The organism is Dietzia sp. DQ11-44 (assembly GCF_014145205.1).
GTDB classification, from domain to species: Bacteria; Actinomycetota; Actinomycetes; order Mycobacteriales; family Mycobacteriaceae; genus Dietzia; species Dietzia natronolimnaea.
In genome coordinates this window covers 1-11,283 of record NZ_JAALEC010000500.1, presented here as the reverse complement: position 1 = coordinate 11,283, position 11,283 = coordinate 1, and the positions used below count along the sequence as shown (strand labels likewise).

The window sequence follows — 11,283 nt, the reverse complement described above, 5'->3', positions numbered from 1 at the left end:
TCTGGGCCGCCTGGGCCTCGACCTTCGCGGCACCGCTCTGGACCTCGTCCGAGGCGGCGTACGCGGCGTCCTCGACCTTGTCGGCGGCCTTGTCGGCGGCGGTACCGGCCTCCTCGGCGGCCTGACGGGCGGCCTTGGACACGCGGCCCGCGGCCTTCACGCCGATCGACCGGGTCTGGCGGGCGACCGTGCCGAGCGCGTCCTCGCCCAGCTCGACCTGCTCCTCCATGGCGCCGGCGGCGCGGGCGACCTGCTCGTTGACGCGGGCCAGGCCGGCCTCGAGCTGCGGGTTCTCCTCACGCAGGCGGGACACCACGTCCTCGCCACGGGCGGCGAGCCCACCGTAGATCCCGGCCGCGACCTCGACGTAGGCGTCGGCGACCTTCCGCAGCTCCTCGGGGCGGAACCGGTTGACCAGCTCCTCCACCTCGGCCGGCAGCGCCTGCACGCGATCGGGGACCTCGGTGACGCGGTTCTGCACGTCCGCCACGCGCTCGGTCACCCGGTTCTGCACGTCGGTCACGCGCTCGTTCACCTTGGTCTGGGCGTCGGTGACGGCCTCCTCCGCGCGACGACGGAGGTCCGAGACCAGCCCGGACACGGCCTGGACCGCGAGGTCGTTCACGCCGACGTAGGCGTAGACCGGGGTGCGCACGGCGGACAGCGCCTGACCGAGCGGGCCGCTCGGCGCGGTGTCCTTGGGGTTGGCCTGCGACTCGGCCTGCGCGGCGGCGGCCTGGGCGGGGGTCTTCTTGGAAACGGGCTTCTTCTGGCTCATGTCGGCTCCTTGATCGTTGTCATGCAGGTGTTGCGGGGTGGGATGTGACGTGGCCCCACGGGGCCGCCGTCGGACGGGCTCAGTGCACGTCGACGACCTGTTCGGCGGCGGTCGCGTTGTTCGTTCGGAACGACTCGTAGATCTCCACGAGCACCTCCCTCTGACGCTCGGTGAGGTCGGGCGCGGTGAGGATGGCGTCCCTCACCGGACTGCCCTCCTTCAGTTCGAGGATCCCGGCGCGGGCGTAGAGCACCTCGGCGGACAACCTCAGACCTCGTGCGATCTGACCCAGCACCTCAGCGGACGGCTTGCGCAGCCCACGCTCGATCTGACTCAGATACGGATTGGAGACGCCGGCACGCTCGGCGAGCTGCCGGATGGACACCTCGGCGGCCTCCCGCTGTGCGCGGATGAACGACCCGATGTCCTGCGACTCGGAGATGCGCTTGTCGTCGTCACCCTGTGGGGCGACGTCGTCGTGACGGGGGACCTCGCCGGTCGGCTTGGCCCTCCGCGCGAGGGTCGCGGCGGTCGGTTCGACCGCCTGCGCGGCGGTGGACCCGGGCTTCCTGCCGGTCTCCCGGCCACGTTTCTCGGCCATGGAGTCCACCTCCCCTCGCCGTGCGTCTCACGTCGTCTGAGGACAACGCTAGCAACGAGTGCTAACTGCAGCAAGCGGTCGGAGCGGTGTGATGGGTCACAGGCTCGCGGCGGGCCCCTCAGGGGCCGCGTCAACGAACGGGCAGGTCGAATGAGCAGGTCAGAAGACGAGCAGGGTGAACTGATGGATGATCACGCCGACGAGGGCGCCGACGAGCGTGCCGTTGATCCGGATGAACTGCAGGTCCTTTCCGGCGAGCAGCTCGATCTTGTCGGACGCCTCGTCGGCGTCCCACCGCTCGACGGTATCGGCGATGATCGAGGTCACCTCGCCGGCATAATTCACCGCCACGTACGTCGCGGTGCGGGTCATGTAGTCGTCGAGGCGCGCCCGAACCTTCTCGTCGTCGACCAGAAGATCGGCCAGCCGGCGCAGGAGGTCGTCGATCTTCACCCGGAGGGTCGAGGAGGAGTCCTCGGTGGCCTCGACGATCATCCGCTTGGCCGCCGTCCAGGCGGAGGCCGCCGCCCGACGGACCTCCTCGCGGTTCATCACCTCCGCCTTGAAGATCTCGAGCTTGTCCATCGTGGCCGGGTCCTGCTGGAGGTCGCGGGCGAAGTCCTCGACGAACCCGATCAGGGCAAGGCGGACCGCGTGCTGCTTGTCCACCTTGATCTGCCAGGTCCACTCGCGGAGCTCGCGGTAGGCGCGGTCGGAGAGCAGCTCGTTGACGAACTGCGGCGCCCAGGTGGGCGCCTTCTCGCGGACCCAGCGGTCGATGGTCTCCGGGTTGGCCTCGACCCACCCGTGGGTGCGGTCGGCCATGAGGTCGAGGAGAGGCAGGTGGCGGCCCTCCTCGAGGAGCTCGGCCAGGATCCGGCCCGCGGGCGGTCCCCACTTCGGCTCCGCGATCCGGGCGACGATGGTCCGCTCGATGATCGCCGTGGCGTCCTCGTCTCGCAGGACCGCCAGGACGGACCGGATCGCCTTGGCCGCCTGGTCGGAGGCGATCGCACGGTGGTCCTCCTCCTGGAGCCACTCGCCCGCCCGCGCGGGGATCCGGGCGCTGCGGACCTTCTCGCTGACCATCTCGGGATCGAGGAAGTTCTCGCCGACGAAGGTGCCCAGCGAGGTCCCCAGCTGGTCCTTCTTCTTGCGGATCAGCGCCGTGTGGGGGATGGGGATCCTCAGCGGGTGACGGAACAGCGCGGTGACCGCGAACCAGTCCGCGAGGCCACCGATCATCCCCGCCTCGGACGCCGCGCGCACGTACCCGGCCCACGCCCCGGCGCCGTTGGACAGCGAATACTCCGCGAAGAGGAAGATGATCCCGGCCACGACCAGGAACCCTGTCGCGACCAGCTTCATGCGGCGGAGCGCAGCCCTGCGCTCCGCGTCGGTCGCCGGGTCACCCGCGACCAGGGCGGAACCGCCCGCCGCGGCGACCGGGTCGAGCGTCAATGTGCGTCCTTGCGCCCGTACTTGCGGAACCCGATCATGCACACCGCGAGGCCGATGACAAAGACGACGACGGTGGCCACGACCGCGGCCACGACCAGACCGAGGGAGACGTCCATGTCGTCGGTGTAGAAGGCGAGCGCCGTGATGGGCAGACCCAGCATGCTCATCGCCAGCAGCATGATGGCCGAACCGGCGTAGATCTCGGTCGAGTACAGCGGGTAGGTGGGCGCCACCTCGGTCGCGTACTTCGGGTAGTACTCCTCGACGATGGCAGCACCAGTGTGCTCGAGGGTCTGACCGGCCATGATGTCGTCCTCTTTCGTCTACTACCGATCCCGGACGCGGCGGCCCGGGAGTTGCTTGACCCGATTCTATTGGAACCTCAGGTCCCGCGGGCAACCGCCCGGCGGATTCGTCGCGCCGCGGTGACCAGGTTGCGCAGACTCGGCTCCAACTGCCAGGTGTAGCGGGTCTTGAGCCCGCCGTCCGGGACCGCCCAGAGGCGGTCCACCCCCACCGCCGCCACGGCCTCGAGCAGCCTCTCGTGCAGCAGATCGATGTCCGGGACGAAGCCGGATCGAGACTCGTACACACCCGGGGCCACCTGCCGCGTGAGGGTGTGGTCGGTGAGGGCGTCGAGGACCCAGTCGATCGACCGGGTCGCGACGATCGCGGTCACGTCCGCGTCGAGCCCCTCGATCGCCTCCTTCATGACCTGGAGCGACGAGTAGCTCAGGTGCGTGTGGATCTGGGTGTCCGGCCGGGCACCCGCCGACGCCAGGCGGAACGTCGCCACCGCCCACTCGAGATAGGCCCGCCTGTCCGCGCCCCGCCGCGGCAGCAGCTCGCGGATGGCCGGCTCGTCGATCTGGACGATCGCCAGCCCAGCCTCCTCCAGGTCCGCCACCTCGTCGCGGATCACCAGCGCCAGCTGGGTGGCCACCTCGGGCAGCGCGAGGTCCGTCCGACAGAAGGACCGGGCGAGCATCGTCACCGGCCCGGTCACCATCCCCTTGACCGGCCGGTCGGTGAGGGTCTGCGCGTACCCCGTCCACTCGACCGTCATGGGCGCGGGCCGGGCCACGTCCCCGTACAGGATGGGCGGGCGCACGCACCGGGACCCGTAGGACTGCACCCACCCGTACCGGGTCGCGGCGAACCCGTCGAGCAGTTCCGCGAAGTACTGCACCATGTCGTTGCGCTCGACCTCGCCGTGCACGAGGACGTCCAGGCCGATGTCCTCCTGCAGCCGGATCACCGAGGCGATCTCCTCCCGCAGGTACCCGCGGTAGCGCTCGTAGTCGATCCGGCCGTCGGCCAGGTCCCGGCGGGCCCGGCGGATCTGCACCGTCTGCGGGAACGAACCGAGGGTCGCGGTGGGGAGGATCGGCAGCCCCAGACGCCCCGCCTGCAGGGGCGCCCGCTCCGCGTAGGGCATGCGGACCTTGTCGTCGTCGTCGACCGACGCCGTCCTCGCCCGCACGTCCTCCCTGCGCGCACTGGGCCGCACCGGCAGCGGCCGCCAGCGCGGCGTGGGCCCGTCCACCAGGGCGTCGGCCAGTGACACCACCTCCGCGACCTTCTGCCGCGCGAAGGCCAGCGCGTCCTCGAGTTCCGCGGGCAGGTCCACCTCGGCCCCGACGTCGTAGGGCACGTGGAGCAGCGTGCAGGACGTCGAGACCACCAGATCGGTGAAGGTGGCCTTGAGCTGTTTCAAGTAGTCCAGGACCTCGAACTTGTCCGTGCGCCAGACGTTCTGGCCGTCGACCACCCCGGCGTAGAGCCGTTTGTCGGCCAGCCCCGGGATCGCCGCGAGTTCGTCCGCGGGCCGGTAGCCGTGCACCAGATCGAGACCGATCGCCTCGACCCCCGTGGACGCGAGCGCGGGCAGCGCCCCGGCAAGGTCCCCGTACTGCCCCGTCACCAGGATCCGCGGACGGGTGGGGGCCGCGGACAGCCGGTCGTAGGCACATCGGACCCGCTCGACCTCGGCCGGCGTGCGCTCCATGGTCATACAGGGCTCGTCGAACTGCACACAGGTCACGCCCGCCCCCGCCAGCGCCTCGAGCAACGCCTCGTACTGTTCGAGCACCCGGTCGAGCAGCGCGAGGGGCCGGAAGCCGGGGTCGGCGGTGGGTGCGGGCTTGCTCAGCAGCAGCAGCGACACCGGTCCGGTGATCACGGGCCGGAGGTCGACCCCCAGCTCGTGGGCGCGGGCGACCTCCGCCAGCAGCTCCTCCGGACGCAGGCCAAACACGGAGGAGTCCTCGAACTCGGGCTGGCGGTAGTGGTACGGGGTGCCCTGCAGGGCGACAAGTTCCAGGGGTGCCACGTCCGCACGGCCGCGGGCGAGCGCGAACTGCGTGTCCAGCGGGGACAGGTCACGGACCAGGTCCCGGAAGCGGTGCGGGACGGCGCCGATCAGCAGGGCGTCGTCCAGGACGTGGTCGTAGAAGGAAAAGGTGTGTCCCGGGATCTGTGTGAGCCCGGTGTCGCGGAGCTCCCGCCAGGTCGACTCCCGGATCCGGCGCCCCACGGCCAGGAGTTCGGACCGGGTGCCGTCACCGTGCCAGTACCGTTCGAGCGCGCGTTTGAGCTCGCGGCGCGGGCCGATCCGCGGGTAGCCCAGCACGCTGGACGCACGGCTCAGGGCGAGGTGCGAGCGTTCGAGCTCGGTGGCCACGGCGGTCAGCGGGCGGCTCGGGTCGCGGCGCGGGGGACGTCGTAGCGGTAGAAACCGTGGCCACTCTTCTTCCCCAGCCGTCCGGCCTCGACCATGCGCAGCAACAGGGGTGGCGGGGCGTACAGCGGCTCGCGGAACTCGGTGTACATCGAGTCGGCGATCGCCTTGACCGTGTCCAGACCTACGAGGTCGGCCAGGGAGAGCGGGCCCATCGGGTGGGCGCACCCCAGCACCATGGCCTTGTCGATGTCCTCCGGGGTGGCGAAGCCGCTCTCCGCCATCCTGATCGCCGAGAGCAGGAAGGGCACGAGGAGCGCGTTGACCACGGCTCCGGACCGGTCCGCGGAGTGCACCACCTGCTTGCCCAGGACCTGTTCCGCGAACCCCTCGGCGCGATCACGGACGGACTCCCCCGTCTCCAGCGTGCTCACCAGCTCGACCAGCGGGAGCACGGGGACGGGGTTGAAGAAGTGCATGCCGATCACGCGCCGGGGCCGCGCGGTACCCGTGCCGAGCTTCATGATCGGGATGGAGGAGGTGTTCGAGGCAAGGACCGCCTCCGGATCGGTGACCACCTCGTCGAGTTCACGGAACACGGCCGTCTTGGCCGCCTCGTCCTCGACGATCGCCTCGATCACCAACTGGCGATCGGCGAAGTCCCCGAGGTCGGTGGTGAACCGCAGCCGCAGGGCTGCCTGGTCGCGCTCGCGCCGGGTGATCTTCCCGGAGGAGACCCCCCTGTCGAGAGAGGAGAGGATGCGGGAGCGGCCCGCGGCGGCGAGCTCCCGGGTGGACTCCCACACCAGGACGTCGACGTGGGCGCGGGCGCAGACCTCGGCGATCCCCGCCCCCATCTGGCCGGCACCGACCACTCCCACGCGGGTGATCGACCCCTGTCCCGGGGCTACCTCGCGGGTGGTGGGCATGTGCGACACGTCCTTCTTCGAACCGGATGGTCGGCCCGGGCATCGGCCCGGGAGTGCGTGAGACACGACCGGGGGCCGGGGCCGCCTCGAGGAGACGGCCGCGGCCCCCGGTGTGTGGTGGTGCCAGCGTGCTGGCCGCCCTACTCGAGGGCGACCCGGGGGGTCAGTGGAACTGACCCTCCTCGGTGGAGCCCTTCAGCGCCGCGGTGGACGTGTTGGGGTCGACCGTGGTGGCGATGCGGTCGAAGTAGCCGGCGCCGACCTCGCGCTGGTGCTTGACGGCGGTGAAGCCACGCTCCTCGGCGGCCTTGAACTCGCGCTCCTGCAGCTCGACGAACGCGCTCATCTGGTTACGGGCGTAGCCGTAGGCCAGGTCGAACATGCCGTAGTTGAGCGAGTGGAAGCCGGCCAGGGTGATGAACTGGAACTTGAAGCCCATCGCGCCGAGCTCCTTCTGGAACTTGGCGATCGTGTCGTCGTCCAGGTTCGCCTTCCAGTTGAAGGAGGGCGAGCAGTTGTAGGCCAGGAGCTGGTCCGGGAACTCGGACTTGACGGCCTCGGCGAACTGCTTGGCGTACTCGAGGTCCGGGGTGCCGGTCTCCATCCAGATGAGGTCGGAGTACGGGGCGTAGGCCTTGGCGCGCTCGATGCAGGGCTCGATGCCGTTCTTGACGTTGTAGAAGCCCTCGGCGGTGCGCTCACCGGTGATGAACGGGCGGTCACGCTCGTCGACATCGGAGGTGATGAGCGTGGCGGCCTCGGCGTCGGTGCGCGCGATGATGACCGACGGGACGTTCGCGACGTCGGCCGCGAGACGGGCCGAGGTCAGCGTGCGGATGTGCTGGTTGGTCGGGATGAGCACCTTGCCACCGAGGTGGCCGCACTTCTTCTCCGACGCGAGCTGGTCCTCCCAGTGCACACCGGCGGCGCCGGCCGCGATCATGGCCTTCTGCAGCTCGTAGGCGTTGAGGGCGCCACCGAAGCCGGCCTCGGCGTCCGCGACGATCGGGGCGAGCCAGTTCTCCACCGAGGTGTCACCCTCGATGCGGGCGATCTCGTCGGCGCGCAGCAGCGCGTTGTTGATGCGGCGCACGACGGTCGGGACCGAGTTGGCCGGGTACAGCGACTGGTCCGGGTAGGTGTGGCCCGAGAGGTTGGCGTCGCCGGCGACCTGCCAGCCGGAGAGGTACACGGCCTCGAGGCCGGCACGGATCTGCTGGACGGCCTGGTTGCCGGTCAGCGCGCCGAGGGAGTTGACGAAGTCCTTGTTGTTGACCTTGTCCCAGAGGATCTCCGCGCCACGGCGGGCGAGGGTGTGCTCCTCGACGACGGTGCCCTGCAGCTCCGCCACCTGCTCGGCGGTGTAGTTGCGGGTGATGCCCTTCCAGCGGGGGTTGGTGTCCCAGTCCTGCTGGATCTCTGCAGCGGTACGTGCCTTGCCGACGTTCGACATCGCGACTCTTTTCTGTCTCGGGGGCGGACCCTGCTTCGCACAATTGCGAGCGCGGCGTCCTGTACCTGGAAAGGATGCCACACGCATCGCAGCCCGTCTACCTGGGAATTGTGCGAATCTGGCGAGTTTCCTTGCATTGCTTGCGAACTTTGCGAAGAATGTGGGGCACACCACCGACCCGCGGGAGCCGCTGATGACCACCATCCACATGGGTGCTCGCCTGCGCCGCCTGCGCGAGGAGCACGGTCTCACCCAGGCCGCCTTCGCCGAGACGCTCGGGCTCTCGGCCAGCTACCTGAACCAGCTCGAGAAGGACACGCGCCCGGTCACCTCCCGGGTGCTGGCCCGACTGTCCGAGGAGTACGGGGTCGACTCGACCTTCTTCGCCTCCGACGCCGACACGCGGTTGATCGCGGAGCTCACCGAGGCCCTGTCCGACCCCCAGGTGTCCACCGGGATCCCCGCGGGCGACGTGATCGACCTGGTCCGTGCCCACCCGTCGCTGGCACGCGCCTTCGCGGTATTGAACCAGCGGTACCGCAACTCCGCGGACCTCCTCGCGGCCCTCACCGAGAGCCGCAACGCCCTGTCCGACGAGGCGGACAACTTCGCCCTGGCCATGCCGCACGAGGAGGTGCGCGACTACTTCTACCAACGCCAGAACTACATCGACTCCCTGGACACCGCGGCCGAGGAACTCACCACCCGGATCCGCATGAACCGCGGCGACGTCCGGGCCGAGCTCGAGAACCGGCTCGCCGAGATCCACGGCGTCCGGGTGGTGCGCCGCGTGGACCTGCCCGACGGGTTGTGGCACCGCTTCTCCGCCCGGGACCGCCGGTTGGACCTGTCGGCGCACCTGACCGGAGGACAGCAGGCCTTCCGGGTGGCGTCCGAGCTCGCGTTCCTCGAACACCGCGAGCTGCTCGACCAGCTCGTGGCCGACGGCACCTTCAGCTCCCCCGCCGCCGGCGCCCTGGCCCAGCGCGGGCTGGCCAACTACTTCGCCGCGGCCGTGCTCATGCCCTACCAGCGCTTCCTCGACACCGCCGAGGACTTCCGCTACGACGTGGAACGCCTGATGACCTTCTACGCGACGGGCTACGAGACCGTGTGCCACCGCCTCTCCACCCTCCAGCGCCCGGGAGCCTCCGGGGTGCCCTTCAGCTTCGTGCGCGTCGACCGCGCGGGGAACATGTCCAAGCGGCAGTCGGCCTCCGGTGTCCACTTCACCACCTCGGGTGGCACCTGCCCGCTGTGGAACGTCTACGAGACCTTCTCCTTCCCGGGCAAGATCATGCGCCAGGTCGCGGAGCTGCCGGACGGGCGTCTGCACCTGTGGGTCTCGCGCACCGTCACCACCCGGCCCATGCGATTCGGGCAACCCCGCAAGACGTTCGCGATCGGTCTGGGCTGCGAGGCCCGGCACGCCCACCGCACCGTCTACGCGCAGGGACTCGACCTCGCCGACGCCGACGCCGCCACCAAGATCGGGTCCGGGTGTCGCATGTGCGAGCGGCCCGCCTGTCCCCAACGTGCCTTCCCGCCGCTGAACCGCACCCTCAAGGTGGACGCGCACCGCTCGTCGCTCTCGCCCTATCTGCTCGACGAACCCCACTCGCCGGCCGCCTCCCCTGCCCTACCCTGACGGCCATGAGCCAGCCGCACAGCACCGACAGCCATCCCCGGGACCCGGCCCGGCCCCGCATCCGTCCCGGCGGGTTCCGTGAACTCGGACCGGTGGGCTGGGCCGTCAACCGCGTGGGCGCCCGCGTGACCGGCAGCCGCGACGTCCATCTGTTCGCCACGCTCGGACGTGCCCGCCGGCTCTTCCCCGCGTGGTTGGCCTATTCCGGGATGATGATGCCGTTCGGGGTCCTCGACCGCCGGACCACCGAGCTGGTGATCCTGCGCGTGGCCCACCTGCGGGACAGCGCCTACGAGCGGGCCCACCACGAGCGGATCGGCGCGCGGGTGGGGCTCGACGACGACGAGATCACCCGCACCCTGCACGACCCCGCGGACGCCGGCTGGTCGGACCGGCTGCGCGCGGTGTTGACCGCGGTCGACGAGCTGGTGCGGACCAAGGACATCGCGGACGACACGTGGGCGGAGGTGGCGGCCCACCTGACCGAGGCCGAGCTGGTGGGTCTGGTGCAGTTGGTGGCGCAGTACGACGGCCTGGCCACGTCCCTCCGGGCCCTGCGCATCCAGCCCGACCGCCCCCGCTGACCCACCTGCCCAGCCCCTCCGGGTTGCGCGTCCCCTTTGCTCGCCCCCTTCCGAGTTCCGCGCCCCCTCTGCTCGCCCATCCGCCACGTGCGCGCCCCCTCTGGTCCATTCCCGCCGCGCACCTGTCGTCCCCATGTTCGGACGACCAGCCCATCGGCTCCTCCGGGAGCCCACCGGGTCCTCCGTGCGCTCCGGTCGTCCACAATCGTCCCCCCTCCACAGGGCGGCCGGAATCCCCGCGTGAACACCGGACCCCCTCGTTCCCGCCGAGGATCATCCTCGGCATGACGCGCCACCACCCGGGCCCACAGCACCCCGTCCTCTCGTCCGCCCGGCTCAGCAGCGAGCTCGCCGCCCTCCCCCGTCGACGACGAGAGCGCGAGTTCGTCAAGATCGCGGACGAACTCTGGCTGCCGGCTGGTCTTCCGCTCGGCTTCGAGACCTTGTCAGTGGCCTACTCGCGGCTGTACCCGAGCGGCGTCCTCACCGGATGGTCGGCGGCGGTCCTCCACGGGATCGCCGCCCCTGACGACGCCATCCCGGAGTTGTGCGTCGGCCCCAGCGGAAGAACGCGTTCGGGCCTGCGGATTCGTCGATACCGGTTGCCCGCCTCGGCCGTGGAGCACAAGCGGGGCGTCGCCGTCACGAGTCGGCGATGGACGGCCTTCGACTTGGCCCGGTTCACCGACCACCTCGGTGGAGTCATCGCGGTGGAGCACTTCTACCGGCACGGGTTCTCCGAGCGCGAGCTCCGCGACGTGGTCGACGGCCAGGTCGGCGCCTGGGGCGTCGCACGAGCACGACGGGTGCTCGCGGACGCCGATCGTCGCAGTGAGTCCCCCAAGGAGACCGAAGCGAGGTTGTTCCTCCGAGACGCTGGCTTCACGGGGTTCGTGCCGCAGGTCGAGGTGGGCGGATACCGCCTCGATCTCGCTGATCCCATTCACAAGATCGCGGTGGAGTACGACGGCGCGCACCACGAGCACCCGGAACAGCAATCGAAGGACCGGTACCGCAGGAACCGTCTCCAGGCCGCCGGCTGGATCGTGATCGTCGTGGACCACAGGATCTTCCGCCACCAACGAGGCGACTTGCTACAGCAGGTTCGTGCGGCGTACGCCCAGCGCACCTGCCGATTCGCCGCCTGAC

Annotated in this window: 10 protein-coding genes; 3 read left to right on the top strand and 7 right to left on the bottom strand. The window is 70.3% G+C overall.

The window, feature by feature from the left end:
* From G6018_RS12550 to aceA, 7 genes are all read right to left on the bottom strand, one after another.
* Positions 1–778 (bottom strand): hypothetical protein (locus G6018_RS12550; RefSeq protein ID WP_182639771.1); only part of this gene is annotated, 778 nt, incomplete at its 3' end.
* A 79-nt stretch (positions 779–857) separates the two neighbouring features.
* Positions 858–1,379 (bottom strand): helix-turn-helix transcriptional regulator, encoded by a 522-nt coding sequence (locus tag G6018_RS12545; protein WP_187700505.1) that lies wholly within the window; start codon positions 1,377–1,379, stop codon positions 858–860.
* Positions 1,380–1,538: 159 nt separating this feature from the next.
* A complete protein-coding gene (locus G6018_RS12540; protein WP_241731179.1) occupies positions 1,539–2,840 on the bottom strand; it encodes a DUF445 family protein in 1,302 nt (433 codons plus the stop codon).
* Positions 2,837–3,145 carry a hypothetical protein gene (locus tag G6018_RS12535; RefSeq protein WP_179523424.1) on the bottom strand — a complete coding sequence of 103 codons (309 nt, stop codon included), beginning with the start codon at positions 3,143–3,145 and terminating at the stop codon, positions 2,837–2,839. The genes G6018_RS12540 and G6018_RS12535 overlap by 4 nt, the downstream gene beginning before the upstream one ends.
* Before the next feature lie 77 nt (positions 3,146–3,222).
* Positions 3,223–5,523: a 5-methyltetrahydropteroyltriglutamate--homocysteine S-methyltransferase gene (gene metE / locus G6018_RS12530; RefSeq protein ID WP_182639770.1), complete on the bottom strand. Its 2,301-nt coding sequence runs from the start codon at positions 5,521–5,523 to the stop codon at positions 3,223–3,225.
* Positions 5,524–5,528: 5 nt separating this feature from the next.
* Positions 5,529–6,449 carry a 3-hydroxybutyryl-CoA dehydrogenase gene (locus G6018_RS12525; RefSeq protein ID WP_182639769.1) on the bottom strand — a complete coding sequence of 307 codons (921 nt, stop codon included), beginning with the start codon at positions 6,447–6,449 and terminating at the stop codon, positions 5,529–5,531.
* A 163-nt stretch (positions 6,450–6,612) separates the two neighbouring features.
* Complete coding sequence (gene aceA / locus G6018_RS12520; RefSeq protein ID WP_182609726.1) at positions 6,613–7,902, bottom strand: isocitrate lyase; 1,290 nt, start codon at positions 7,900–7,902, stop codon at positions 6,613–6,615.
* Positions 7,903–8,095: 193 nt separating this feature from the next.
* On the opposite strand from aceA, the gene ramB reads away from it, so the two are divergent.
* From ramB to G6018_RS12505, 3 genes are all read left to right on the top strand, one after another.
* A complete protein-coding gene (gene ramB / locus G6018_RS12515) occupies positions 8,096–9,550 on the top strand; it encodes an acetate metabolism transcriptional regulator RamB (protein ID WP_182639768.1) in 1,455 nt (484 codons plus the stop codon).
* Positions 9,551–9,555: 5 nt separating this feature from the next.
* A complete protein-coding gene (locus G6018_RS12510) occupies positions 9,556–10,134 on the top strand; it encodes a carboxymuconolactone decarboxylase family protein (protein WP_182609728.1) in 579 nt (192 codons plus the stop codon).
* A 284-nt stretch (positions 10,135–10,418) separates the two neighbouring features.
* Positions 10,419–11,282, top strand: coding sequence for a DUF559 domain-containing protein (locus G6018_RS12505; RefSeq protein ID WP_187701089.1), 864 nt, complete (start codon positions 10,419–10,421; stop codon positions 11,280–11,282).
* Position 11,283: the final 1 nt, after the last annotated feature.

Coding starts and splice junctions, on each gene's coding strand:
- G6018_RS12545 (WP_187700505.1), bottom strand. CDS start 1,379: ATGGCCGAGAAACGTGGCCGGGAGACCGGCAGGAAGCCCGGGTCCACC.
- G6018_RS12535 (WP_179523424.1), bottom strand. CDS start 3,145: ATGGCCGGTCAGACCCTCGAGCACACTGGTGCTGCCATCGTCGAGGAG.
- G6018_RS12525 (WP_182639769.1), bottom strand. CDS start 6,449: ATGCCCACCACCCGCGAGGTAGCCCCGGGACAGGGGTCGATCACCCGC.
- aceA (WP_182609726.1), bottom strand. CDS start 7,902: ATGTCGAACGTCGGCAAGGCACGTACCGCTGCAGAGATCCAGCAGGAC.
- ramB (WP_182639768.1), top strand. CDS start 8,096: ATGACCACCATCCACATGGGTGCTCGCCTGCGCCGCCTGCGCGAGGAG.
- G6018_RS12510 (WP_182609728.1), top strand. CDS start 9,556: ATGAGCCAGCCGCACAGCACCGACAGCCATCCCCGGGACCCGGCCCGG.
- G6018_RS12505 (WP_187701089.1), top strand. CDS start 10,419: ATGACGCGCCACCACCCGGGCCCACAGCACCCCGTCCTCTCGTCCGCC.